Source organism: Actinoplanes sp. NPDC020271 (genome assembly GCF_044388125.1).
GTDB lineage: Bacteria > Actinomycetota > Actinomycetes > Mycobacteriales > Micromonosporaceae > Actinoplanes.
The window spans coordinates 138690-163691 of record NZ_JBIRWQ010000007.1 but is presented as its reverse complement, the minus strand read 5'-3'; the positions used below and the strand labels follow the sequence as shown (position 1 = coordinate 163691).

The following is a 25002-nucleotide window of genomic DNA, read 5'->3' as shown; positions in this document are numbered from 1 at the left end:
TTGTGTCCTACCTCCGCTGTGGTCACCCTCCGCCGCTCCCGCGGGGACCCTTGCGGGTTTCGCAGGGCCGTGGCCGGCCCTGAACGCGAAACCCACAAGGGCGACCTCCGTGGCGGGGCACGGTCAGAGCAGAAAACCGCCCACGTGCCCATGCCCCGGATTGCGCTCGCGGAGCACGCGCGCGTGCCGTCCGCTGTCGGCCCGGCCGGATACGCGTGTCGCGGTCGCCGGCTGGATGAGCGGGCCGTGACCGCCGGCGGGGGCGGGCAGCCGCGGCCGGCCGGAGGAGTGGACTGCGGCCTCGGCAGCCGCGGCCGGCGCAGGAGTGGGCTGCGGCCCGACCGGCGACGGTCCTGACATGTCCGGTCACCACGGCGGCCGCGGCTGGCCGGGGAGTGGGCTGCGGCCAGTGCGCCCGGGGGAGTGGGCTGCGGCCGTCGACGGGGCGGGCAGCCGCGGCTGACGGGGGCCGCGGCTGCCGGCGTGGGTCAGAGCCTGGTGGCGCCGGGGCCGGCGACCGCGACCCAGCTCGTCGGGGCGGTGAAGCCGTGCTCGGCGTAGGCCGCGGCCACCGCGGCGGCGGTCTCGTCGGCGCGGGCGGCGTCGATCAGGGCCAGCACGCACCCGCCGAAGCCGCCGCCGGTCATCCGGGCGCCGTGCGCCCCGGCGGCCAGCGCCGCTTCGACGGCCACGTCGACCTGCGGGACGGTGATCTCGAAGTCGTCCCGCATCGACGCGTGCCCGGCGGTCAGCAGCGGGCCGATCTCGCGGACCCGGTCGTCGCGCAGCAGGGCCACGACGTCCAGGACCCGCTGGTTCTCGGTGACGATGTGCCGGGTGCGCTTGCGCAGCACCTCGTCGCCGAGCCGTTCCAGCGCTTCCGGCAGGGCCTCGACCGCGACGTCGCGCAGCGCGGTGACGCCCAGGATCGCGGCGGATTCCTCGCAGCTCTTGCGGCGGGCCCCGTATTCCCCGTCGACGTGCTGGTGCGGCGCGTTGCTGTTGATCACCAGGATGGCCAGGCCGGCGGCGGCCAGGTCGAACGGGATCTGCTCGATCTCGTAGGAGCGGCAGTCCAGGAACAGCGCCTTGCCGGCCTCGCAGCGGATCGACGCGGACTGGTCGAGGATGCCGGTGGGCGCGCCGACGTACAGGTTCTCGGCGCGCTGGGCGATCGCCGGGCGCCGTTCCAGCGGCACGTCCAGCCCGCCCAGGTCGACCAGTGCGGTGAGCACCGACGACTCCAGCGCGGCGGACGACGACAGGCCGGAGCCGAGCGGCACCTCGGAGTCGATCGCGATGCGCACGGCGGGTGGTTCGAAACCGGCTTCGCGCAGCGCCCAGACGACGCCGGCGACGTACGCACCCCAGCCGGTCACTTCACCCGGCTCGGTGGCACCGAAGGTCACCGGCTCGGGCGCGAGGGTGGAGCAGACCGAGAAGGTCCCGTCCGGGGACGGGCCGACGGCGGCGACGGTGCGCTGCGGCAGGGCGAAGGGCAGCACGAACCCGTCGTTGTAGTCGGTGTGCTCGCCGATCAGGTTGACGCGGCCGGGCGCGGCCCACAGACCGGCCGGTTCTTCGCCGTACGCCTCGACGAACGCGGCGCGGGCTTTCTCAAGGATGCTCATGCGACGTGCTTCCGGTAGAAGGTCCAAGCGTCGCCGATCATCTCCTGGAGGGTGTTCTTCTCGGGAACCCATCCCAGTTCTTCGCGGGCCCGCGACGAGGACGCGACGAGAGTGGCCGGGTCACCGTCGCGGCGCGGGGCGATCTCCACCGGGATGGCCGCGCCGGTCACCTCGCGGGCGGCCTCGACGACCTGCTTGTTGGAGAAGCCGTTCCCGTTGCCCAGGTTGTAGATCTTGTGCTCGCCGGGCGTCGCCGCTTCCAGCGCGAGCAGGTGCGCGCGGGCCAGGTCCTGCACGTGGATGTAGTCGCGCACGCACATCCCGTCCGGCGTCGGGTAGTCGTCGCCGAACAGCTGCAGCTTCTCCCGCTTGCCGGCCGCGGCCTGCAGCGTGATCGGGATCAGGTGCGTCTCCGGGTCGTGCCGCTCGCCGATCTCGTGGCTCTCGCTGATGTACGCCCCGGCCACGTTGAAGTAGCGCAGCGACACGGCGGCCAGGTTGTGGGCGAACGTCTCGGACGTCAGCGCCAGGTCGAAGGTGAGCTTGGTCGACCCGTACGTGCTGGTCGGGGCCTTGGCCGCGGTCTCACTGATCGGAATCTCGACCGGGTTGCCGTAGACCGCGGCGGTCGACGAGAAGATCACCCGCGGGACCCGGGCGGCGCGGATCGCGTCGAGCAGGGCCAGGGACTTCACCACGTTCTCGTGCCAGTAGAGCTCCGGCTTGGCCATCGACTCGCCGGCCGCGATCAGCCCGGCGAAGTGCAGCACCGCGTCGAATCCGGCCTCGGGGGTGAGAACCTGTGCGGCGTCGGCGATGTCCGCCTCGACGAACGTGGCGTCCGGCGCGACCGCCTCGCGGAAGCCGGTCCGCAGGCTGTCGAGCACCACGACCTCGTGGCCGGCGTCCAGCAGCAGGCGGCTGGTCACGCTTCCGACATAACCGGCGCCGCCGGTGACGAGCAGTTTCACGGCAGAGAGCCCTTTCTGCAGAGCGCGGGGTGTCATTCAGTTTCCGCCGCGGGTCAGCACAGCGATGGCGATCATAGAATCACTCGGAAGCGCTCATAAGTCAACAGGTTCGAACATCCCTCGGCGGTGGCGAGGGGGTTTTCGGTTCCCGGTTCGAGACTGACACAATGGCCCTCATGTCCGACGTTGCCCGCCGCCCGCGAGTGCTCTCCGGCATCCAGCCGACTGCCGACTCCTTCCACCTCGGCAACTATCTGGGCGCGGTGCGCAACTGGGTGGCGATGCAGGACACCCATGACGCGTTCTACATGGTCGTCGACCTGCATGCGATCACTATGGGTCACGATCCCGCTGTGCTCCGTAACCGTACTCGGGTATCCGTCGCGCAGTTGCTCGCCGTCGGCCTGGACCCGGAGCGCTGCACGCTCTTCGTCCAGTCCCACGTGCCCGAGCACGCGCAGCTCGCCTGGGTGCTCAGCTGCATCACCGGCTTCGGCGAGGCCGGCCGGATGGTCCAGTTCAAGGACAAGTCGACCAAGGCCGGGCAGGACAGCACGACCGTCGGGCTGTTCACCTACCCGATCCTGCAGGCCGCCGACATCCTGCTCTACCAGGCCGACCAGGTCCCGGTCGGCGAGGACCAGCGGCAGCACCTGGAGCTGACCCGCGACCTGGCGCAGCGCTTCAACACCCGGTTCGCGTCCACGTTCACGATGCCTTCGGCGTACATCGTCAAGGACACCGCGAAGATCACCGACCTGCAGGACCCGACGATCAAGATGTCCAAGTCGGCGTCATCGCCCAACGGCATCATCGAGCTGCTGGACGACCCGGCCCGCTCGGCCAAGAAGATCAGGTCGGCGGTCACCGACACCGGCCGCGAGATCCTCTACGACGAGGTGAACAAGCCCGGCATCAGCAACCTGCTGACCATGTATGCGGCGCTCACCACGCGCACCATCGACGAGCTGCTCGAGCAGTACGACGGGCGCGGCTACGGCGACCTCAAGAAGGACCTCGCCGAGGTGCTGGTCGAGTTCGTCAAGCCGATCCAGGAAAAGACCAAGATGTACCTGGACGACAAGGCGCAGCTCGACAAGATCCTGGCCGTCGGCGCGGAGAAGGCGCGGGCCGTGGCCTCGGTGACGCTCGCCAAGACGTACAAGAACGTGGGTTTCCTCAGCCCCGCCCGCGGGGTCTGAGACCGTGGGCGATCCCTCCCGGACACGCATCGGCGTGGCGATCGACATCCCGGAGCCCTGGGGGGCGATGCTGACGCGCCGGCGCGCGGAGGCCGGCGACCCGCAGGCCGCCTGGACGCCGGCGCACGTCACGCTGCTCGGGCCGACCGAGGTGGACACCGGGGCGCTGCCCGCGGTGGAGAAGCACCTGGAAGCCGTCGCCGCGGGCCAGCCGCCGTTCACCGTCCACCTGCGCGGGACCGGGACGTTCCGGCCGGTCACCGAGGTGGTGTTCGTCAGCCTGGCGATGGGTATCAGCGAGTGTGAGCTGCTCGCCGAGGCGATCACCAGGTCCGGCGACATCCGCCGGGACAGCCGCTTTCCGTATCATCCGCACGTCACGGTCGCGCAGGACGTGTCGCCGGAGGCGCTGGACGCGGTCTTCGACGACCTGGCCGGCTTCTCCTGCAAGTTCCCGGTCACGTCGTTCACGCTGTTCTCGCACGGTGGCGAGGGTCCGTGGCGGCCACGGCGTGACTTCCCGCTCGGCGGCTGATCTTTCGGTTACGGTCGCGCGGTGAACCCTATCGATCGGGCGTATGACGCGGTCGCGGCCCGGATCATGGCGGTGCGGTACCGCTCCCGCTATTTCGACCACCTGTGCCGGGCGCTGCTGCGCTACGACAGCGTCCAGGGCGGCCGGCTCGCCGCGGCCAGCGCGTATTACGGTTTCTTCGCCGTGTTCGCGCTGCTGCTGATCGGTTACTCGATCTTCGGGTTCCTGCTGACCAGCAACACCCAGCTGTTCGACCTGGTGCACGACTTCCTCCGGCAGAACCTGCCGTTCCTGGACGTGCAGGCCATCCTGGACAGCAAGAAGACCGTCGGGATCGTCGGCATCCTCGGCCTGACCTTCACCGGCATCGGCTGGGTCGAGGCGATCCGTTCCTCGCAGCGGCACATCTGGCGGGTCCGTGAGCAGCCCGGCTACTTCGGTGTCCGGCAGGCCGTCGACCTGTGCGTGCTGGTCGGCGTCCTGATCCTGCTGGCGCTGACCCAGGCGGCCGTCTACGGCCTGGAGCAGCTGCTGGACTGGCTGGCCGACGGCGGGTTCCAGCGCACCCTGGCGGTGGTCAGCCTGATCCTCACGCTCGGGGTGAACATGCTGCTGGCGGCGGCGCTGCTGGCCGCGGTGCCGCGGTTGCGGATGACCGCGCGGCGGATGGCCCCGCCGGTGCTGCAGGTCGGGATCGGACTGATGCTGCTCAACACCGTGGGCAAGTCGTTCGTCGCGATGGTCGAGCGCAATCCGGCGTACGGACTGGTCGGCTCGGCCGTGGGTGCACTGGTTTACCTGTACGTCTTCCACCAGCTCCTGCTCTTCGGGGCGGCCTGGGCGGCGACCAGCCCGCACGGGCGTGTGGTGGACATCTCAGCTGACGACAAAACCGCTCCCGTGGGACAAAACCTCTGGATCCGGGACGCCCGCCCGCGATGATGTCTCGCGTGGGCACTCTCGTCACTCTCCATCTGCCGCCCGGCTCGCCGCTGACCGACGCGCCGTGGGTGATCACCATCGGTTCCCTGGGCGACCGGGAGGACTGGGATCCGGTCGTCTGCGGTCCGTACGAGCGGGACCACGCGATCGCCCTCGCCCGGGCCGTGGTCGCCGACGACGAGCTGATGGCCGTGGTCGAGCCGATGTTCCCGCTGGACGGCGCGGACGCGATCCGCAAGGAGATCGAGGCGGCCCGGGCGATGGCCGACGGCGACACCGCCCCCGCCGACGAACTCCTCGCCGAGCAGGGCATCGGCGGCCCGCCCCCGCCCACTCCGGACCCGTCGCAGGTGCACGACGGGTGGCGCCGGATAGCCGCCCGGCTGAGCCGCTGAGCACGCTGCGATACTCGTCGCCGTGGTGATCACACGACGGTGGGCAGTGTTCCTGACGGCGGTCGGCGTGTGGACGTGGGTGATCTGGCCCCGCTTCGCGGTCGCGATCTACAAGGACGAGCGCTCGTTCGACGGCGGGACGCCGACCGCGTTCCTCTGGGTGCACGCGGTGCTGATCGCGGCGTCGCTGGCCATCGGCACGACCGTGGGCGTCCTCGGCATCCGGGCCTGGCGGGCCGCCCGGGCGAAGGTGTGACGCACCGCGGAAAGAGGACGTGGCGCGGCGCGGGAAGTGGGCGTGGCGCGTCGCGGCGCGGCGCGGGAAGCGTGACGGGTCGGACGCGGAAGAGCGGGCTCACGACGTACGCGCAAATGGTTGTGACCCGGCGCCGGAAGGCCGCCGTGACCAAAAGGTGACCGCACCCGAAGCGAACCGTGACCAAACGGGGTTGCCGTCGGCGAAGATTAATCTCCGGTTACACGGCGACCGGGCAATTCCACTGGGAACCCACCTAAAGCGGCAGGCAAAATCCCTGGTGATTGCGGCGCGATAACGGTGCGCCAACAGTCCGTACCGAACGCCTGACGACCACATGGCCCGCAGTTACGCTGCCGACCTGAGACTTACCGAGAGTGTCGGTGAGCAGTGGAAGGAGGGCGTCTTGCGCCCAGTACGTGGGAAGCGGATCGTGGCGATTCTCGCGGCAGGTGGGCTGACGCTCGCGGCCGCCGCTTGTGGCGACGCTCCGGCTGACACCCCGACCGCGAGTGGCAGCTCCGCCGCCGCCGCGGCCTACAAGGCCTGCATGGTCACCGACACCGGTGGCATCGACGACAAGTCGTTCAACGCCTCCGCCTGGGCCGGCATCCAGGCCGCCAAGGCCGAGGCCAGCAACATCGACCCGAAGTACGTCTCCTCCTCCTCCGAGGCCGACTACGAGCCGGGCCTGCGCAACTTCGTGACCCAGAAGTGCGACTACATCCTGGCCGTCGGCGGCCTGATGGGCGACGCCACCAAGAAGGTCGCGACCGAGAGCGCCGGCTCGCAGTTCGCCATCGTGGACAGCGGCAGCTCGGGCGCCAACGTCTACCCGATGCAGTTCGCCACCCACCAGGCCGCGTTCCTGGCCGGTTACCTCGCCGCGGGCTACTCGAAGTCCGGCAAGGTCGGCACCTACGGTGGCCTGAAGATCGCCCCGGTCACCATCTTCATGGACGGCTTCGCCGACGGCGTCGCCTACTACAACCAGAAGAAGGGCAAGACCGTCACCGTCCTGGGCTGGGACAAGGCGAAGCAGAACGGCACCTTCGCCGACAGCTTCATCGACCAGAACAAGGGCAAGACGATCACCCAGACCCTGGTCTCGCAGGGTGCCGACGTGATCCTGCCGGTCGCCGGCGGCACCGGCCTGGGCACCGCGCAGGTCGCCAAGGACTCGTCCGGCAAGGTCTCGGTCATCTGGGTCGACCAGGACGGCTGCAAGTCGGCCGCGCAGTACTGTGACGTCTTCCTCAGCACGGTCGTCAAGAACGTCGAGGAGGCCGTCAAGGAGTCCGTGGTCAAGGGCGCCAAGGGCGACAAGCTCTCGGCCACCCCGGGCTACATCGGCACCCTGGAGAACGACGGTGTCGGCCTCGCGCCGTACAACCAGTTCGACAGCAAGGTCGACGGGACTCTCAAGACCGAGATCGAGCAGCTGAAGAAGGACATCATCGCTGGTACCGTCCCGGTGGACTCGGCCAGCGCGCCCAAGTGATCCACGGGTAGTAGCATTCGGCCGCCGCGCGGTCACGGGTTTCCCAGCCTGTGACCGAGCGGCGGCTCGCGTTAGACCGTCACACCTCCCCCCCCACCAGGACCAGCACCGAGACTCGGGAGATTCCGCTGAAACTGGAACTGCGCGGCATCACCAAGCGCTTCGGCGACCTGGTGGCCAACGACCACATCGACATCACCGTCGAACCCGGCGAGGTGCACGCCCTGCTGGGCGAGAACGGCGCCGGCAAGTCGACCCTGATGAACCAGCTCTACGGCCTGCTGCAGCCGGACGAGGGACAGATCGTCGTCAACGACGAGCCCAAGATCTTCCGCAGCCCCCGGGACGCGATCGCGGCCGGCATCGGCATGGTCCATCAGCACTTCATGCTGGTCCCGGTCTTCACCGTGGCGGAGAACATCGCGCTCGGCGCCGAGGAGACCCGCGGTGGCCCGCTGGGCTGGCTGGACCGCCGTCGCGCCCGCCGCGAGGTGATCGAGACCTCGAAGAAGTTCGGCCTGCCGGTCGACCCGGACGCCCTGATCGAGGACCTGCCGGTCGGCGCCCAGCAGCGGGTCGAGATCGTCAAGGCGCTGACCCGTGACGTCGACCTGCTGATCCTGGACGAGCCGACCGCCGTGCTCACCCCGCAGGAGACCGACGAACTGCTCGCGGTGATGCGCTCGCTCACCGAGATGGGCAAGTCGATCGTCTTCATCACCCACAAGCTCAAAGAGGTCAAGGCGATCGCCGACCGGATCACCGTGGTCCGCCGCGGCAAGATCGTCGGCACCGCCAGCCCGGACACCAGCGAGGACGAGCTGGCCGCCCTGATGGTCGGCCGCGCGGTCAGCCTCGAGGTGGAGAAGAGCCCGGCCGAGCCGGGGCGGGCCGTGCTGCAGGTCGCCGGTCTGGTCGTCGACGACGACCGGGGGATCCGCGCGGTCGACGGCGTGGACCTCGAGGTCCGGGCCGGCGAGGTGCTGGGCATCGCCGGTGTGCAGGGCAACGGGCAGACCGAGCTGGTCGAGGCGATCATGGGGCTGCGCGAGGTGCGCGCCGGCAAGGTCGAGCTCGACAACGAGGACCTGGCCGGGATGAGCACCAAGAAGATCCTGCGCTCCGGAGTCGGCTACGTCCCCGAGGACCGCAGCCACGACGGCGTGGTCAAGGAGTTCAGCGTCGCCGAGAACCTGATCCTCGACATGTACGACCGGGAGCCCTTCGGCAACGCGTTCCGCCTGGACATCGGCAAGATCGCCGGGAACGCCAAGGAGCGGGTCGAGCAGTTCGACATCCGTACCCAGTCGGCCGAGTCCGCGGTCGGCACGCTCTCCGGCGGCAACCAGCAGAAGGTGGTCATCGCCCGGGAGATGTCCCGCCCGCTGCGGCTGTTCATCGCCTCCCAGCCGACCCGCGGGGTGGACGTCGGCTCGATCGAGTTCATCCACAAGCAGATCGTCCACGAGCGTGACCAGGGCACCGCGGTGCTGGTGGTCTCCAGCGAGCTCGACGAGGTGGTCGGGCTCGCCGACCGGATCGCGGTGATGTACCGCGGGCGGATCCTGGCCGTCGTCTCGCCGGACACCCCCCGCGAGGAGATCGGCCTGCTGATGGCCGGCATCACCGGCGGCAACGAGGAGAAGAAGTGACCGCCGAAGCGACCAAACCGAAGGAAGAGGCGCCGGCCGAGAAGGAGACGTTCCTCAACGTCTTCCTGCGCAACCTCTGGTCGTCGAACAGCGTGACCGTCACGGTGCTGTCGATCGTGCTGGCCGTGGTGATCGGCGCGGTGCTGATCGTGGTCTCCGACTCGACGGTGCTGGCCAAGTTCGGCTACTTCACGGCCCGGCCCGCCGACGCGCTCGACGCCAGCTGGACGCTGATCAGCTCGGCCTACTCCGACCTGCTCAAGGGTGCGCTCGGCGACCCGGAGGCGTTCAACGCCTGGTTCTCCGGCACCGGCGCCTGGCAGGACGCGTTCGCCCCGCTCTCCGAGACGCTGACCTACGCCGCCCCGCTGGTCTTCACCGGCCTGGCGGTCTCGCTGGCGTTCCGCGGCGGCCTGTTCAACATCGGCGCCCAGGGCCAGGCGGTGCTCGGTTGCATCGCGGCCGGGGTGGCCGGCTTCACGTTCGGCCTGCCGATGGTGCTGAACCTGATCGTGGCGCTGGTCGCCGGCGCCCTCGGCGGCGCGCTCTGGGGTTTCCTGCCCGGCTTGCTCAAGGCCCGGACCGGCGCCCACGAGGTGATCACCACGATCATGCTGAACTACACCGCCGGGCTCTTCCTGGCCTGGCTGGTCATCCAGAAGGGCGTCCAGCAGCCCGGCCGTACCGACGCGATCAGCAAGGTGGTGGCCGAGTCGGCCAAGCTGCCCTCGTTCGGCGGCGTGCTCCGGGTGCACCTGGGCATCGTGCTCGCGGTGCTGGTCACGGCCGGGGTGGCGTGGCTGCTCAACCGGTCGGCGTTCGGCTTCGAGCTGCGCGCGGTCGGCTCCAACCCGCACGCCGCGAAGACCGCCGGGATCAGCGTGGCCAAGACGTACACGCTGCTGATGGCGGTCGCCGGGGCGCTGGCCGGGCTCGGCGGGGCGACCCAGGTGCTGGGTACGGCGTACGCGCTGACCCCGTCGGTGGCCGGCAACATCGGCTTCGACGGCCTGCTGGTGGCCCTGCTCGGCCGCAACCGTCCGTGGGGCACCTTGCTCGCCGCGCTGCTGTTCGGCGCGCTGCGGGCCGGCGGCAACCGGATGCAGTCGTTCACCGGCATCTCGCTGGAGCTGGTCACCGTGCTGCAGGCCCTGATCGTCATTTTCATCGCCGCTCCCGCCCTGGTGAAGGCGATCTTCCGACTTCGTGCCGCCCGCGCCGCCGGGCTCGGCGTCTCTCCGGCGAAGGGCTGAGGACATGTCGACCACGACTGTGGAGGCGCCGACCGAGGTCGCCGCGCCGGAACCGTTCTGGACCCGTCAGCGCCGCTTCGGGGTGGCCCTGATCCTGCTGGGCGCGCTGGCCGCCGTGGTGTTCGGCTCGCTCGCGCCGAGCAAGGACGCCCGGTTCACGCTCACCCAGGACGCCGCGGGGGCCGCGCTTTCGATCAACGGCCAGTTCGGTGCCGTGCTGTTCGGCGGGCTGACCCTGCTCGCCGGCGGGCTGCTCGTCGCCGGGCTGCTCAAGCGCTGGTCGAACGCGCTGCTGGTGATCGGCATCGTGACGTTCGTGCTGTCGTTCCTGTGCTGGCAGGTGGCCGGTCAGTTCATGTCGCTGGAGGACACCCTCAGCGGCACGATGGACCTCGCCCTGCCGCTGGTGCTGGGCGCGCTGGCCGGGGTGCTCGGTGAGCGTTCCGGCGTGGTGAACGTGGCCATCGAGGGCCAGTTCCTGATGGGCGCGTTCGCCGGGGCCCTGATCGGCACGATGGCCGGCAGCGTCTGGGCCGGCCTGATCAGCGCGGCCGTCGGCGGTGTGATCATCGCGGCGATCCTGGCCGTGCTCTCGATCCGCTACCTGGTCGACCAGACCGTGGTCGGCATCGTGCTGAACCTGTTCGCGCTCGGCATCACCGGCTTCCTCTACGAGCGGCTGATGCAGCCCGACGCGGCCAAGTACAACGCGCCGCCGCAGATGCCCAGCTGGAAGCTCCCCGGGCTGGCCGACATCCCGGTGCTCGGGCCGGTCTTCTTCGACGCCACGCTGCTGCTCTGGATCGCGCTGATCCTGGTCGTGGTCATCCACTTCGGGCTGAACCGGACCCGCTGGGGCCTGCGGACCCGGGCGGTCGGCGAGCACCCGACCGCGGCCGACACCGTCGGCATCCGGGTGCGCGGCCTGCGCTACCTGAACGTGCTGCTCGGCGGCGTGGTGGCGGGGCTGGGCGGGGCGTACTTCACGCTGGTGGCGACCGGCAGCTTCACCAAGAACATGACGGCCGGCGCCGGGTTCATCGCCCTCGCCGCGCTGATCTTCGGGCGGTACACGCCGTTCGGGGCGTTCGGGGCGGCGCTGTTCTTCGGCTTCGCGCAGAAGCTGGCGTTCTACCTGAGCGCGATCAACAGCCCGGTGCCGAACCAGTTCCTGAGCATGCTGCCGTACCTGGCGACGATCATCGCGGTGGCCGGGCTGGTCGGCCGCGTGCGTGCGCCGGCCGCGGACGGCGTCCCGTACATCAAGAGTTGAGATTTCCGTGTACGTCAGATGCCCGGGCCTGGCCCGGGCATCTTTCGTTCGTGGACCTGACAGTCAGGCAGAATTGAGATCATGGAGATCGACTGGGCGGCGCTACGAGCAGCCGCCATCGAGGTGATGCGGCACGCCTACGTGCCCGCGTCCGACTTCCCGGTCGGCGTGGCCGCCCTGGTCGACGACGGCCGGGTCGTGGTCGGCTGCAACGTGGAGAACGCGTCCCTCGGCATGACCCTGTGCGCCGAGTGCGGCATGGTCGGCTCGCTGCACGCCACCGGCGGCGGCAAGCTGGTCGCGATGTCCTGCGTGGATGCGACCGGCGCCCCGCTGATGCCGTGCGGGCGCTGCCGCCAGATCCTGTGGGAGCACGGCGGCCCGGACATGCTGGTCGAGGCGCTGCCCCGGCCGCTGCGGATGGACGAGTTGCTGCCGCAGGCGTTCGGCTGGGTCGACATGGAGAAGGTCACCGGCCCGGCCGGCGGCCCGGAGGTCCCGGCCGAGCTGGCCAAGTGGCGCGGCCGCGGCACGGTCTTCGTGCACCCGGACCTGTCCGGTGGTGAGACGATCTGGACCGGTTACTGGGAGCGTTCGTCGGGCGCCCCGGGCACTGGCGAGGACAAGGGCATCCTGGAGGAGGGGCCGAACTTCCCGGCCGCCTCCGGCGCGGTGGCCTGGGGCCTGGTCCGCAGTCCGCGGGTCGTGGTGGTGGACGCCGAGGGCGGTCTGTCCTGGGCGGGCGAGGGCGAGCTGCCGGACGGTATTCCGCAGCGCTGGAAAGAGGAACAGGCATGAGCGAGCTTGCGAGTGAATCATCGAACTCAGTCATCGGCTCATGCCGGCGCCGGAGCGAAGCGGAGGTGGCGGCATGAGCGGGATCGCTGCGGTCGACGTCATCCGGGCCAAGCGGGACGGGCACACGCTCTCCGACGAGCAGATCGACTGGGTGGTCGACGCCTACACCACGGGTGTCGTCGCCGACGAGCAGATGTCCGCCCTGGCCATGGCGATCCTGCTGCGCGGCATGACCCCGGCCGAGATCGCCCGCTGGACCGCCGCGATGATCGCCAGCGGTGAGCGGCTGGACCTTTCCGCGGTGTCCCGGCCGACCGCTGACAAGCACTCCACCGGCGGCGTCGGCGACAAGATCACGCTGCCGCTGACCCCGCTGGTCGCGGCGTGCGGCGTGGCCGTCCCGCAGCTCTCCGGCCGCGGCCTGGGCCACACCGGCGGCACCCTGGACAAGCTGGAGTCGATCCCCGGCTGGCGGGCGCGGCTGAGCAACCAGGAGTTCATCGCCCAGCTGCAGGACGTCGGCGGCGTGATCTGCGCGGCGGGCGAGGGCCTGGCCCCGGCCGACCGCAAGCTCTACGCCCTGCGGGACGTGACCGGCACGGTCGAGGCGATCCCGCTGATCGCCAGCTCGATCATGAGCAAGAAGATCGCCGAGGGCACCGGCGCGCTGGTCCTGGATGTCAAGGTCGGCTCGGGCGCGTTCATGAAGGACCTCGCGCAGGCGCAGGAGCTGGCCCGGACCATGGTCCAGCTCGGCAAGGACAGCGGGGTCACCACGGTCGCCCTGCTCACCGACATGAGCACGCCGCTCGGCCTGGCCGTCGGCAACGCCAACGAGGTCGCCGAGTCGGTCGAGGTGCTGGCCGGTGGCGGCCCGTCCGACGTCGTCGAGCTGACCCTGGCCCTGGCCCGGGAGATGCTGGCCGCGGCCGGCGTCGACGCGGACCCGGAGAAGGTGCTGGCCTCGGGCGCGGCGATGGACTCCTGGAAGGCGATGATCCGGGCGCAGGGCGGCGACCCGGACGCGGCGCTGCCCACGGCCCGGCACACCGAGGTGCTGCGGGCCGAGACGGACGGCGTGGTGACCACCATGGACGCGTTCGGCATCGGGGTGGCGGCCTGGCGGCTCGGCGCCGGCCGGGCCCGCAAGGAGGACCCGGTCAGCTTCGGCGCCGGCGTGCAGCTCAAGGTCAAGCCGGGCGACCGGGTCAAGGCCGGTGACGTGCTGCTCGAGCTGCGCACGGACGACGAGTCCCGGATCGCGTCGGCCCGGGCCGACGCGGTCGCGGCGATCATGATCGGGACCGATGCCCCCACCTCGGCCGGGCTTCTGCTCGACCGCATAGCCTGACGCACCATGACGAAGGCCGCTCCCGATCCACGCGCGGTTCGCGAGGCCAGCCTGGACGAGTTGGACAGGCTGGGCCTGCCGTTGCCGCCGCCCTCGTTCCCGCTGGTGTGGGAGCTGGGTGACACGGTCGAGCTGCGCCCGGTGGCCGAGCTCGAGGCACGGGCCGCGGTGCTGCACGTGGTGGTGGCCCGCTGTTTCGGGATGCCGACCGAGGCGGCGATGAGCTGGCTGCTCGCGTCGCACCTGGTCGAGCTGGTCACCCCGCCGGAGTGGCAGTTCGTCATCGGGGCCAAGGGCGACCACCGCTCGTTCGTGCTGCACCACGACGCGGTCTTCGCGCTGGCCTACCTGCTCGGGCTCGGGCGGCACCTGGACCCGACCGTGCCGCCCGACGACCACCTGATGAGCCAGATGCCGGACCTGCCGGCGGGTGAGACCTTCGGCCGCTGGCGGTCCCGGTCGCTGGTCGCGGTCCGGGACGCGGCCGAGGCGGCGGTGCTGCTCGACCTCTACTACTGCCTGGACTGGGCGTACCAGGAGGCCGAGCAGGCCGGCCGCCCGCTGCCCGGCGAGGTGGACAGCAACGCGATCGGCCAGCGGCGGTGGGCCCTGGAGTGGGCGGTCGTCTTCCACGGCCCCTACCACGACAAGCCCCCGGAATGGGAAGAAGTCGACCTCTCGGTCTGAAAGCCTTCAGGCCCTTTTCCCGTACGTGGTGAGCACCACCGCCGCGGTGACCGTCACGTCACGTGCGGGCAGGTCGCCGACCGCCACGTGCCGGGCGCTCGGGGTCATCCCGATCAGGGTGCGGACCTCGGTGGCGGTCAGGCGCATCTCGTGGCGCAGGGTGGTCGCGCCGAGTGGCCGGAAGTGTTCGTCGAGAGTTCCGCCGACCCGGGCCGCCTTGTCCGGGTCCACCTGGATCAGGCCGTGCGCGGTGACCAGCTCGGCCAGGTGGTCGGCGGCCGGGGTGACCACGAGCAGCCGGCCGTCCGGGCGCAGCACCCGGGCGAACTCGGGGCCGTTGCGCGGGGCGAAGACGTTCAGGATCACGGCGGCCGAGGAGTCCGTGACCGGGAGCGGGCGCCACAGGTCGGTCAGCACCGCGGCGGCGCGCGGGTGGGCTTTCGCGGCCCGTCGCAGGGCCGGTTTCGACACGTCCAGGCCCAGGCCGACAGCGGTGGGGACGTGACCGAGGACGTGGGCGAGGTAGTCGCCGGTGCCGGTGCCCGCATCGAGGACCAATGCCTGGTCGCGCGCTTCCCGCCGTACCGTGATCGGATCTTGGTCCTCGGGATCCTGAGCCGCGTGGGCGAGCGCCTCGGCGATGAAGGCGTAGTGACCGGCGGCCAGGAAACCGGCCCGGTCGGCGATCATCTCCGCGCTGTCACCGGTGTGCGGCAGGCGCCCGGCGCTCAGGTCGGCGTAGCCCTGTCTGGCCATGTCGAAGTTGTGACCCGCGGGGCAGCGAAGGCTGCGAACGTGCCGTCCGAGTGGCTGTCGACACACCGGGCATCGCAAGTACGGCAATGCGCCATCGATCATTCGGCTCTTCCCCTTACGCTTCCCTGATGGCTGGCATCGCGCACTCGGACATCGTCAAGGCTCCCAAGGCTCTGCTGCACGACCATCTGGACGGCGGACTGCGGCCGGCCACGATCGTGGAGCTGGCCGCCGCGGTGGGCCACGAGCTGCCGGAGACCGACCCGGCGCGGCTGGGCGAGTGGTTCGTCGCCGCCGCCGACTCGGGCTCGCTGGAACGGTACCTGGAGACGTTCGCGCACACCGTCGCGGTGATGCAGACCGTCGAGGGCCTGCACCGGGTGGCCAAGGAGTGCGCGCTCGACCTGGCCGCCGACGGCGTCGTCTACGCCGAGGTCCGGTATGCGCCGGAGCAGCACCTGGAGCGCGGTCTCACGCTGGACCAGGTGGTCGAGACGGTCGAGGCCGGGTTCCGCGAGGGCTGCGCCGAAGCGGCCGCTGCCGGCACCCCCATCCGGATCGGCACGCTGCTCACCGCGATGCGGCACGCGGCCCGCTCGCAGGAGATCGCCGAGCTCTCGGTGCGGTTCCGCGACGCCGGGGTGGTCGGTTTCGACATCGCCGGGGCCGAGGCCGGTTTCCCGCCCACCCGGCACCTGGACGCCTTCGAGTACCTGCAGCGGGAGAACTTCCACTTCACGATCCACGCGGGCGAGGCGTTCGGCCTACCGTCGATCTGGGAGGCCATCCAGTGGTGCGGCGCCGACCGGCTCGGGCACGGCGTCCGGCTGATCGACGACATCACCGTGGTGGACGGGCCGAGCACGGTGACGGCGACCGGGGGGACCCACGCGGCCCCGCCGGTGCTGGGGCGGCTCGCGGCGTACGTGCGGGACAAGCGCATCCCGCTGGAACTCTGCCCCTCCTCCAACGTGCAGACCGGCGCGGCCGAGTCGATCTCCGCCCATCCGATCAAGCTGCTGCACGATCTCCGCTTCCGGGTCACGGTCAACACCGACAACCGGCTGATGAGCGGTACGTCGATGAGCCGCGAGATGAGTCTGCTGATCGAGGCCTTCGGGTGGGGGTGGGCGGAGTTGCAGTGGTTGACCATCAACGCGATGAAGTCGGCCTTCATCCCGTACGACGAGCGGCTGGTCCTGATCAATGAGGTGATCAAGCCGGCGTATGCCAAGTTGATCGGCTGAAGTCGGGCTTATCACGCTTTTTCTGGATCGGGGCATACGTACGGCAGACGAAATTACCTGTCTGGATCCCCGGCTCCACCGTTCGGCTACACTCCCGCCTACAAACTTGGCATAATCCGGCATCTTGCCTTGCCGATCGCGGGTCAACCGAGCCATGGTTCTCCTGTCGCGATCGACTACGATCTGACCCGTCGGCCAGCACCCACCCCCCAAAGCCGCGCCGACCGCGTTCGAGTGACCTTGAGATACATGCACCTCTACGGGTAGTGATTTCAGACCGGCGATGTCCAACTGCGACGTTGCAACATCGCGTCACACAACCGGTCCGTGTCCGCATGCTCTTTCTCTTTGACACTCGTCGTGATGGAATCTCGGGGGCCCGACCCGGCGAGTCGGCCGTGCGCGGTGCCCGGCGAGCCGAATGCCGGGCCCGAATCAGGAGGACGGTGACGTGAGCAAGCGCCCAAGTGAGGCGGACGGCGTCATGTCGCGTCTGCGTCGACCTACGGGTCGGCTGCGAGACCTACCCATCTGGTCCAAGCTTGGTCTGATCATGCTCGTGCCGACCGTCGCGACGATCATCGTCGGCGTCAACGGTCTGGTCGAGCACATCGACGAAGCTGACACCGCAGAGAACACGCGGACGCTCGCGGTGCTGGCCGAGGCCGCAGGTGGCCTCGCCGACCAGCTCCAGGACGAGAGGGCGTACGCGATCGAGATCGCTGCCGCCTCCGACACCACGATCGGCGGCAAGCCGAACGCGGCGATCGCGAAGACAGCGACCCCGAAGTACAACGGCGTCCACACCAAGGTCGACGCGGCCATCCGGAACTACGCGCAGCAGCGCTCGGCGGTCGAGAGTCAGCCGGAGCGCGTCACCCTGATGCTCTCCCGGCTGGACAACAACCTCAGCGACCTCTCGACGTACCGGAGCAAGGTCACCAAGAAGGACGGCCCGGCCGAGGCCGTCTCGACGGTCGAGACGACGTACAACACGCTGATCAACGACCTCCTGAGCGTGCGTGACGCCGCCGCCCAGCAGACCAACAACACCGCGCTCAGTGACCACCTCCGGGCGGTGGCCGAGGTCGCCCGCGCCAAGGACTACGTGTCCCAGCAGCGGTACCTCGGTCTCGAAGTCGTCGGCACCGGCAACCTCAGCGCGTCGCTGCGGCAGGCTCTGCTCACCGCCCAGACCGGTTTCAACCTGGCCAAGGGCAACCTCACGGCGGTCGCCACCAACGGTGAGGACGCGCAGTTCGACAAGGGCACGCAGAACAACGACGCCGCCCGCGCCGCCGGCAACCTGATCACCCCGCTGCTGGCCACCTCGGGCACCGACATCTCGTCGCTCCCCCTGACCGTCGACGGCTGGGACAAGGCGCTCGCCGACTACGACGACACGTTCCGCGGGGTCGAGCAGAACCTGGACAAGAGCATCGTCGTCGAGGCGACGGACAACCGGAACACGACGAACCGCACGGTCTTCGTCGAGACCAGCGTCCTGCTCGGCATGCTCCTGCTGGCCATCCTCTTCGCGTGGTTGGTCGCCCGATCGATGGCCCGCTCGCTGCGTGAGCTGCGGCAGGGTGCGCTCGCGGTCGCCCAGTTCGGTCTGCCGCACGCGGTTTCCCGGCTGCGTGACCCGGCGCTCTCCGCGTCGCTCACCCCGGCCCAGGTCGCCGACCAGATCGCCGAGCCTCTCCCGGTGCGCAGCCGGGACGAGTTCGGGCAGGTGACCGAGGCGTTCAACGCGGTCCACCTGGAAGCCGTGCGGACCGCGGCCGAGCAGGCCGCCCTGCGGGCCTCCGTCGCGACCATGTTCGTCAACCTCGCCCGCCGTTCGCAGATCCTGGTCGACCGGCTCATCGGTCACCTGGACCGGCTGGAGCGCGGCGAGGAGGACCCGGACCGGCTGGCCGAGCTCTTCCAGCTCGACCACCTGGCCACCCGAATGCGGCGTAACGACGAGAACCTCCTGGTTCTCGCGGGCGCCGACTCCACCCGTGTGCAGCGCGAGCCGGCCGCTCTGATCGACGTGCTGCGCGCCGCGCAGTCCGAGGTCGAGCACTACACCCGGATCGAGTTCGGCGTTATCGACCGGGACATCGAGGTGTCGGCGCACGCCGTCAACGACATGGTCCACCTGGTCGCCGAGCTGTTCGACAACGCGACCGCCTTCTCCCCGCCGAACTCCAACGTTCTGGTGGAGGCCCGCCGGGTCGGCGAGAACGCGGTGCTCAGCGTGGAGGACCACGGCATCGGCATCAGCCGCGAGCAGCTTCGTGACCTGAACGAGCGCCTGGCCAACCCGCCGACGGTGGACGTCGCCGTCTCCCGGATGATGGGCCTGGTCGTGGTCGCCCGGCTGGCGAACCGGCACGGCGTCCGCGTCGAGCTCCGCCCGGCCGACCGCGAGCGGGGTACTGTCGCTGAGGTGGGTCTGCCCATCTCCGTCCTGGCCACTGGTACTCCCGGCCGTATGCCGGGTGGTTACGACGCGCCGCCGGCCGCGATGCCGTCCTTCGGCGAGCCGCTCGCCCTGGAGAGCGGCCGCGGTGGATACCCGGGCGCCAACGGGTCGAACGGTTCCGTCCCGGCCTGGTCCGACCTGACCGGTGCCGCACCCTCCAACGGGTTCGGCGGCGGGTCCAACGGCTTCGGTGGTGGGTCCAACGGCTTCGGCGGTGGGCTCGGCGCGAACGGCTTCGGTGGCGGTCTCGGCAACAACGGCTCGGCCAACGGCTTCAACGGCGCGCCCAGCGGTGGCTTCGGCCCCCGCAGCAACGAGCCGCTCCCGCCGCTGCCGTCCGGCCCGGTCAGCTCCGGTCCGGCCAGCCCCGGCCCGCAGGGCTTCGCCGGTCTCGACGAGCTCGCCCAGCGCCGCAACGGCAACGACTACCCGCGGCCCGACGGGGATCTCAACGGCTTCGGCCCGACCATCCCGCGCCAGCTGCCGGCGACCCCGGAAACGCAGGGCCGCAACCAGTTCGCTCCGCCGGTCTCCGCGCCGCCCGTGCCATCGGCCCCGCCGGTGACCTCGGCACCGCCGGTGCCGTCCGCGCCGCCGGTCTCCGCCGCGCCGATCTCGGCCGCGCCGACCTCGTTCGCGTCGGCCCCGCCGGCCTGGCCGCCGGTCGCCGGTGACCGCGAGACGCCGCACGTCCCGGAGAATCTGGCCGCGGCGCTCGACATGACCGCCGAGATCCCGCGCTACCGCCCGGAGAACGCCGAGCCGCACCCCGAGGTGGCCCGCCCGGTCAACCCGCCGCTGGCGTCGCTGCCCGCGTCGGCCCCGCCGGCGTACGACTCCTCGGTGGCCCCGGTCAGCAGCCCCGCTGCCGACCAGGCGACCGCGGCGGCCCAGATCTCCTCCGCCCGCGAGGGTGCGGTGCCGTTCGCCGACGAGACGATGGAGCTGCCGATCTTCCGGGAGCTCGAATCGGCCTGGTTCACCACGACCCAGGCGGCGTCGTCCGGTCCGGCAGTGATCGGCACCGGTGAGGAAGCGGTCGTCTCCCAGCGGATCCCGACCGGCGAGCCGACCCGTAACGCCGGCGTGCCCCAGCAGGCGGTCTCCCCGGAGGCCCGCGCGCTGGACACCGCCACAGTCGGTGCGGGCGCCTCGGCGGCCGGTGCCGGCTCGTACGGCGGCGGCGCGGCGGGCACCAACCCGTGGCGCACCGCGGCTGACGACGGCTGGTCGGCGGCTCGCAAGGCGTCCGAAGTCACCATCGACACGACCACCACGGCGGGCCTCCCCAAGCGCACGCCGATGGCGCAACTCGTCCCCGGCGGTGTTGACCGGAGCGAGAACTCCGTCCAGCGCCGTACGCCCGAGGGGGTCCGCGGTCTCCTGTCCGCGTACCACCGGGGTGTCGCGCGCGGTCGCACCAAGGAACAATCGACCAACCCGGAGGAGACTCCGGGAGGGCAGCAGCCCTCGCAGGCTGGCAAGGAGCATGAGGCATGACATCTACGCAGGATCTCGGTTGGCTCCTCGCCAACTTTGCTGACCGCGTTCCCGGGGTCGCGCACGCGATCGCGGTCTCCGCCGACGGCCTGCTCCTGGCGGCCTCGCGGGACCTCCCCCGGGACCGCGCTGACCAGCTGGCCGCCATCGCGTCCGGCCTGGTCAGCCTGACCCAGGGCGCTGCGCGCTGCTTCGAGGGCGGCGCTGTTCTGCAGACGGTTGTGGAGATGGACAATGGGTTCCTGTTCCTGATGTCCATCTCCGATGGCTCTTCGTTCGCGGTGCTCGCGGCTCGGAGCTGCGACGTCGGTCAGGTCGGCTACGAAATGGCCCTCCTGGTCGACCGCGTCGGCGAGGCGCTGACCCCCGCGCCGCGGTCTGCGGCCGGGGTGCTGGGCTGAAGGCGCAGTGAGCCGGCCCATCCGGCTACTGTCCAGAAACTTGAAAACCAATACACTTCGAGGGGCCGAGGGAGGGGTTGACGGTGACGATGCCTGAACGCGATGAGCCGACCGGCGCGCTGGTAAGACCGTATGCCGTAACCCGTGGTCGAACCCGGCCGAAGCTTGAGATAGCGCTGGAAGCGCTGGTCGAGACAACCGTGCGCGGCCGCTCCGGAATGATCCGCGGCGGGCAGGGTGGAAGCGAGCATCAGTACATCGCGGCGATGTGCGACAACGGTCGAGTTCAATCACTCGCCGAAATCGCCGCACGCATGCAACTGCCGCTCGGTGTGGCACGGGTGATCGTCGCGGACATGGCCCACGATGGCCTGCTCGCGGTGTACGAGCCCACCTCGCTAGAGGACGAGACCGACGCGGTAGGCACGGAACTGCTGGAAAGGGTGCTGAGTGGACTTCGCAGGCTCTGACATGTCGCAACGTCCCGCTGCGGGCGGACGCGTGACATCGGCGAAGATTGTCATCGCCGGTGGCTTCGGCGTCGGTAAGACGACGCTGGTGGGCTCGGTCTCGGAGATCACCCCACTGACGACCGAGGCGATCATGACCTCGGCCGGTGTGGGCGTCGATGACAACCGGCAGGTGCCGGGAAAGATGACCACCACGGTCGCCATGGACTTCGGCCGGATCAGTATCGATCGTGACCTGATCCTGTACCTGTTCGGCACGCCTGGCCAGACGCGGTTCTGGTTCATGTGGGACGAGCTGGTCCGGGGCGCGATCGGTGCGGTGGTCATGGTGGACACGCGTCGGCTTGCCGACTGCTTCGCCGCCATCGACTTCTTCGAACACCGTCGCCTGCCGTACCTGGTGGCGATCAACTGTTTCGACGGGATGCAGTACCACAACCCGCAGGACGTTCGGGACGCTCTGGCGATCTCGAGCGACGTGCCGGTGGTGAGCTGCGACGCCCGCAACCGTGAGTCGACGAAGAACGTCCTCATCTCCCTCGTGGAGTATGTGCTGACGATGCGTCGCACGCGCGCGGTAGCGCCCGCCTGACGAACGGTTGAAGCCCCGCTCCGATAGTCGGAGCGGGGCTTCTGCGCGTCTTCGGCCGGGTTTTCCGCGCAGCCGATCAACGACGTTGAGTAACCACCAGCCGAAAGCATTCACGCCGCCCCGCCCGGCCAATACCCGCTGAATACACCCCCGACAGCCGGCCAAGTCCGGTCGGCTTGCGCTGAGCGGTGTATGGGCGGTGCTGATGCATCTCTGGCGGTCAGCCGCGTGCAGCCGGCTTGTGCTGAGGGCTGTTCCAGAACGCGTTGTGCACCCCTGGGAGCCGGCTGGGCTGCTTCGGCCGGGGCTCATGGGTGCCTGGGGTGGGTTGGTGTACCTCTGGCAGCCAGCCGGGACCAGCGCCGTCGACAGAACCTGAGCCGGGCGGGGCGGCGGCTGGGCCGGCGGGAGCGGGGCCGGCCAGCGAGCGGCTCGCGCTCGGTAGGCGGTGAGTGTCGGCTGGACCGTGGCGGAGCGCCGGCCGGCGAGCATCCGGGTGGCCGTGGCCGTGGCCGTGGCGGTGGCTGGTGGCCGTGGCTGGTGGCCGTGGCTGGTGGCCGTGGCCGTGGCGGTGGCTGGTGACCGTGGCTGGTGGCGGTGGCTGGTGGTCGATGCCGGTGCTTCGGCGAGCGGCACCACGTGGAAGCCCGAGCCGCTGGGACAAGCGAGCGCCGGACAGCGAAACGGCCGCGACCCCGAAGGGCCACGGCCGTCCCAGGACGAATCTCAGCGATTCCCGCTGTACCCTGCCCCGTTGTTCCGGTACTCGTCGGCAGGCTGCCCGTCCCGGGTGAAGTCCCACCCGCCGGCCGCCTCGCGCCCGGGCCGCCCACCCATCGCGAAGCCGCCGATCTCCTGCCCGCGCCGCCAGCCGCGGAAGTATCCGGTGGTGTGCGCGGCGATCGACGCCGCGTCCCGGACGATCCGCAGCGGACGTTCCTCCCGGACGGTGGTGCCGGGCACCAGGTTCGCCTGGGGGACGCGCTTGGGCAGGCCGGCCGACGTCTCCGCGGCGACGGCCGGGGTGGCCGCTTTCTGCGCGGCACGCCAGCCGCTGTCGTTCGGGTTGGCCCAGTCGGTGCCGGTGTCGCCGCTGGGGCCGCCGGTGAACCAGGCGGACCGGGCGGCGGCGAAGATCAGCAGGTCGCCGTCGCTGCCGTCGGCCGGGACCGGCGGCGTGCTGCTGCGGTCCAGCGGGGTGATCCGGGGTGGCAGGTCTTCGACCGGCATGGTGCGGGCACCGCCGTCGATCAGCCGCAGTGACGGCGGGTCGCCGAGCTGGTCGATCCCGGGCGCCTTGCCCCGGGAACCGTTGAGCGGCGTGTCCACCAGGTGCAGTGCCGGCGGTTCCTTCGGCATGTCCTGCCACGGCGGCCGGACACGTCCGTCGGAGCCGGCCCCGCTGACGGAGGAGCCCGCCCCGCTGACGGAGGAGCCCGCCCCGCTCACCGAGGCGGCGGCCGAGCGCTGCGGGAGCGCGCTGTCGTCGCCGGTGTTGAGCAGCGGCCAGTTGGCGCGGGAACCGGGTTCCGGTGTCTCCTCCGCGGGCCGCTGCGTGGGCATCGGCAGGGAGAAGTCGGTCGGGCCGGTGGAGGCGCCGTTGGTCGCGGCGGGGGTGCTCGCGGCCGGGCGGGTGCTGGGCCGGGACGGGATGACGGTGCGTCCCCGTTCGGCCCGGGCCCGGTTGAGCTCGGCGTTGGTGAGCGTGGGCCGGAACGGCTCGCCCGCGTCGGCCGGGCTGCTGGGCAGGCCACCGGAAGAGACCGGGTTCCGCGCGGCCGGGGAGATCGGGTTCCGCGCCGCGGGGGAGATCGGGTTTCGCGCGGCGGGGGAGATCGGGTTCCGCGCGGCGGGGGACGACGGGGCGGCCGGCGTGCGGGTGCCCGGCACCGGGCGGGTGCCCGGCGTTATCGGTGTCATGCCCGGCGGGGGCGGTGGCACCGACACCGGACGGTTGCCCGGTGTGCTGCTGATCCGGCCGGGAAGCCCGTTGGCGGCGGCCGGTGCGACCGGCGGCGGGGCGATCGGGTCCGGCGCGACCGGGGGTGCGTTCATCGGCTGCGGCACGGCCGGGCCACCGAGCCCGGCCACCAGGGGCTCGGGGCGGTTGCGACGGCTGAACCGGGAACCGAGGTCGCTGCTGACGGCGGCCGGCGCGGCCGGGGTCGGCTCAGCGGCCCGGCGACCGGCGCGACGGCCGACGTTCGGCTCGGTGGCCGGGCTGGAGGCCCGGGCAGCGAGCGTGCCGACCAGGGCGGCGCAGGCGGCGTCGCAGGTGCGGACGGCGGCAATGGCGTGCCGGACCGCTTCGGCGGCGGCCGGGGCCAGCGATTTGTTGACCCCGCCTCGGCGCGGCGACTCGCTGATCGCCACCTGCAGGGCGGTGACCGTGGCGATCACCTGGTCCTCGGTGCCGGCGCCGGCGCGGGTGAGCTCGGTGGCGACCTCCTGAGCGGTCTGCTCGGGGTCGCCGCCACGGCCGGTCAGCCGGCCGGGCTCGGGGATCGCGTCGAGGACGGCCATGGCCAGCGGGTGCGCCGGGTCCGGGTAGGCCCGCAGAGCGGCCGGGTAGAGCTCGCGCAGCACCTCGCGGAGCGCGACCGCGGCCGAGTTCCGCCCGGCGAGCATGGCCACGTGAGCGGCCAGGACCGGCTTGTAGCTGACCAGCTCGCGCGGGGCGGGCAGGTTGACCGCGGCGATCGCGCCGGCCTGCAACGCCCGGGCGAGCCCGATGGCGCGGCGGGCGGCGGCCGGGGCCGAGATCTCCTCCGGGGAGTCGTCGTCCGAGAAGCGCTCGGCGAAGTCGTCGGCGTCGTCGTCGTCGACCACGACCAGTGGCCGGCCGGCGGCGGTGAGCAGCGACGTGACGACGTGGTCGTCACTGTCGGCGGCCACGGCCGCGTCGCCGAACCCCGTCGTCCGTTCCACGAGCAGCGTTCCCAGCAAGGCGTAACCGGCCGGGTCGTCGCTGATCTCGTGGACGCCGAGCAACCGGCCTGCGTCGTCCACCACGGCGATGGTCAGCGGAGCGGCCGAGGCCGAACGCACCGAATCATCAGCCGACGCCAGACCGCAGTACACGCGCACGAGCGCCACGGCGTCGTCCTCCTCCCCGG

21 protein-coding genes are annotated in these 25002 nt (G+C 70.9%); 17 read left to right on the top strand and 4 right to left on the bottom strand.

The features are described from left to right. Positions 1–488: 488 nt before the first annotated feature. Both galK and galE read right to left on the bottom strand, forming a co-directional pair. Positions 489–1631 (bottom strand): galactokinase, encoded by a 1143-nt coding sequence (galK, locus tag ACH442_RS18070; protein ID WP_396339161.1) that lies wholly within the window; start codon positions 1629–1631, stop codon positions 489–491. After that, positions 1628–2602, bottom strand: coding sequence for a UDP-glucose 4-epimerase GalE (gene galE / locus ACH442_RS18065; protein ID WP_396339160.1), 975 nt, complete (start codon positions 2600–2602; stop codon positions 1628–1630). Before galE ends, galK begins: the two co-directional genes overlap by 4 nt. Before the next feature lie 176 nt (positions 2603–2778). Between galE and trpS the strand changes: the two genes are divergently transcribed. The 12 genes from trpS (at position 2779) to ACH442_RS18005 (ending at position 14447) form a co-directional block, all read left to right on the top strand. Beyond that, positions 2779–3804 (top strand): tryptophan--tRNA ligase, encoded by a 1026-nt coding sequence (gene trpS, locus ACH442_RS18060; RefSeq protein WP_396339159.1) that lies wholly within the window; start codon positions 2779–2781, stop codon positions 3802–3804. Between the two features lie 4 nt (positions 3805–3808). Further along, positions 3809–4339: a 2'-5' RNA ligase family protein gene (locus ACH442_RS18055; protein WP_396339158.1), complete on the top strand. Its 531-nt coding sequence runs from the start codon at positions 3809–3811 to the stop codon at positions 4337–4339. 21 nt (positions 4340–4360) lie between these two features. Continuing rightward, complete coding sequence (locus ACH442_RS18050) at positions 4361–5281, top strand: YihY/virulence factor BrkB family protein (protein ID WP_396339157.1); 921 nt, start codon at positions 4361–4363, stop codon at positions 5279–5281. 8 nt (positions 5282–5289) lie between these two features. Beyond that, complete coding sequence (locus tag ACH442_RS18045) at positions 5290–5676, top strand: hypothetical protein (RefSeq protein ID WP_396339156.1); 387 nt, start codon at positions 5290–5292, stop codon at positions 5674–5676. Positions 5677–5698: 22 nt separating this feature from the next. Beyond that, entirely contained in the window at positions 5699–5932 is a 234-nt protein-coding gene (locus ACH442_RS18040) for an SCO4848 family membrane protein (RefSeq protein ID WP_396339155.1), read from the top strand. A gap of 406 nt (positions 5933–6338) precedes the next feature. Beyond that, positions 6339–7433 carry a BMP family protein gene (locus ACH442_RS18035; protein ID WP_396339154.1) on the top strand — a complete coding sequence of 365 codons (1095 nt, stop codon included), beginning with the start codon at positions 6339–6341 and terminating at the stop codon, positions 7431–7433. Between the two features lie 50 nt (positions 7434–7483). Beyond that, on the top strand, positions 7484–9085 hold the full coding sequence (locus ACH442_RS18030) for an ABC transporter ATP-binding protein (RefSeq protein WP_396339153.1): 1602 nt from the start codon (positions 7484–7486) through the stop codon (positions 9083–9085). Continuing rightward, on the top strand, positions 9082–10338 hold the full coding sequence (locus ACH442_RS18025; protein WP_396339152.1) for an ABC transporter permease: 1257 nt from the start codon (positions 9082–9084) through the stop codon (positions 10336–10338). Before ACH442_RS18030 ends, ACH442_RS18025 begins: the two co-directional genes overlap by 4 nt. A 4-nt stretch (positions 10339–10342) precedes the next feature. Continuing rightward, positions 10343–11611: an ABC transporter permease gene (locus ACH442_RS18020; protein ID WP_396339151.1), complete on the top strand. Its 1269-nt coding sequence runs from the start codon at positions 10343–10345 to the stop codon at positions 11609–11611. An 81-nt stretch (positions 11612–11692) separates the two neighbouring features. After that, positions 11693–12409, top strand: a complete 717-nt coding sequence (locus ACH442_RS18015) for a cytidine deaminase (RefSeq protein WP_396339150.1) — start codon at positions 11693–11695, stop codon at positions 12407–12409. A gap of 73 nt (positions 12410–12482) precedes the next feature. Further along, the gene (locus tag ACH442_RS18010; RefSeq protein WP_396339149.1) at positions 12483–13760 is read left to right on the top strand and encodes a thymidine phosphorylase; all 1278 of its coding nucleotides are present in this window, start codon (positions 12483–12485) and stop codon (positions 13758–13760) included. 6 nt (positions 13761–13766) lie between these two features. Continuing rightward, positions 13767–14447 (top strand): DUF4272 domain-containing protein, encoded by a 681-nt coding sequence (locus ACH442_RS18005; RefSeq protein WP_396339148.1) that lies wholly within the window; start codon positions 13767–13769, stop codon positions 14445–14447. A gap of 6 nt (positions 14448–14453) precedes the next feature. Here ACH442_RS18005 and ACH442_RS18000 read toward each other — a convergent pair whose 3' ends face one another. Beyond that, the gene (locus tag ACH442_RS18000) at positions 14454–15305 is read right to left on the bottom strand and encodes a putative RNA methyltransferase (RefSeq protein ID WP_396339147.1); all 852 of its coding nucleotides are present in this window, start codon (positions 15303–15305) and stop codon (positions 14454–14456) included. 26 nt (positions 15306–15331) lie between these two features. Here ACH442_RS18000 and ACH442_RS17995 point away from each other — a divergent pair, with 26 nt between their 5' ends. From ACH442_RS17995 to ACH442_RS17975, 5 genes are all read left to right on the top strand, one after another. Then, positions 15332–16450, top strand: coding sequence for an adenosine deaminase (locus ACH442_RS17995; RefSeq protein WP_396339146.1), 1119 nt, complete (start codon positions 15332–15334; stop codon positions 16448–16450). A 451-nt stretch (positions 16451–16901) separates the two neighbouring features. Then, on the top strand, positions 16902–20423 hold the full coding sequence (locus ACH442_RS17990) for a nitrate- and nitrite sensing domain-containing protein (RefSeq protein ID WP_396339145.1): 3522 nt from the start codon (positions 16902–16904) through the stop codon (positions 20421–20423). After that, entirely contained in the window at positions 20420–20824 is a 405-nt protein-coding gene (locus ACH442_RS17985; protein ID WP_014447580.1) for a roadblock/LC7 domain-containing protein, read from the top strand. Before ACH442_RS17990 ends, ACH442_RS17985 begins: the two co-directional genes overlap by 4 nt. A gap of 89 nt (positions 20825–20913) precedes the next feature. Further along, positions 20914–21294, top strand: coding sequence for a DUF742 domain-containing protein (locus tag ACH442_RS17980; protein WP_396339370.1), 381 nt, complete (start codon positions 20914–20916; stop codon positions 21292–21294). 1 nt (position 21295) lies between these two features. After that, a complete protein-coding gene (locus ACH442_RS17975) occupies positions 21296–21886 on the top strand; it encodes an ATP/GTP-binding protein (RefSeq protein ID WP_043512997.1) in 591 nt (196 codons plus the stop codon). A 726-nt stretch (positions 21887–22612) separates the two neighbouring features. On the opposite strand, the gene ACH442_RS17970 is transcribed toward ACH442_RS17975, so the two are convergent. Further along, positions 22613–24982 carry a transposase gene (locus tag ACH442_RS17970; protein ID WP_396339144.1) on the bottom strand — a complete coding sequence of 790 codons (2370 nt, stop codon included), beginning with the start codon at positions 24980–24982 and terminating at the stop codon, positions 22613–22615. Between the last annotated feature and the right edge of the window lie 20 nt (positions 24983–25002).

Coding starts and splice junctions, on each gene's coding strand:
- ACH442_RS18015 (WP_396339150.1), top strand. CDS start 11,693: ATGGAGATCGACTGGGCGGCGCTACGAGCAGCCGCCATCGAGGTGATG.
- ACH442_RS18005 (WP_396339148.1), top strand. CDS start 13,767: ATGACGAAGGCCGCTCCCGATCCACGCGCGGTTCGCGAGGCCAGCCTG.
- ACH442_RS17975 (WP_043512997.1), top strand. CDS start 21,296: ATGTCGCAACGTCCCGCTGCGGGCGGACGCGTGACATCGGCGAAGATT.
- ACH442_RS18000 (WP_396339147.1), bottom strand. CDS start 15,305: ATGATCGATGGCGCATTGCCGTACTTGCGATGCCCGGTGTGTCGACAG.
- galK (WP_396339161.1), bottom strand. CDS start 1,631: ATGAGCATCCTTGAGAAAGCCCGCGCCGCGTTCGTCGAGGCGTACGGC.
- ACH442_RS17995 (WP_396339146.1), top strand. CDS start 15,332: ATGGCTGGCATCGCGCACTCGGACATCGTCAAGGCTCCCAAGGCTCTG.
- trpS (WP_396339159.1), top strand. CDS start 2,779: ATGTCCGACGTTGCCCGCCGCCCGCGAGTGCTCTCCGGCATCCAGCCG.
- ACH442_RS17980 (WP_396339370.1), top strand. CDS start 20,914: ATGCCTGAACGCGATGAGCCGACCGGCGCGCTGGTAAGACCGTATGCC.
- ACH442_RS18020 (WP_396339151.1), top strand. CDS start 10,343: ATGTCGACCACGACTGTGGAGGCGCCGACCGAGGTCGCCGCGCCGGAA.
- ACH442_RS18010 (WP_396339149.1), top strand. CDS start 12,483: ATGAGCGGGATCGCTGCGGTCGACGTCATCCGGGCCAAGCGGGACGGG.
- ACH442_RS17985 (WP_014447580.1), top strand. CDS start 20,420: ATGACATCTACGCAGGATCTCGGTTGGCTCCTCGCCAACTTTGCTGAC.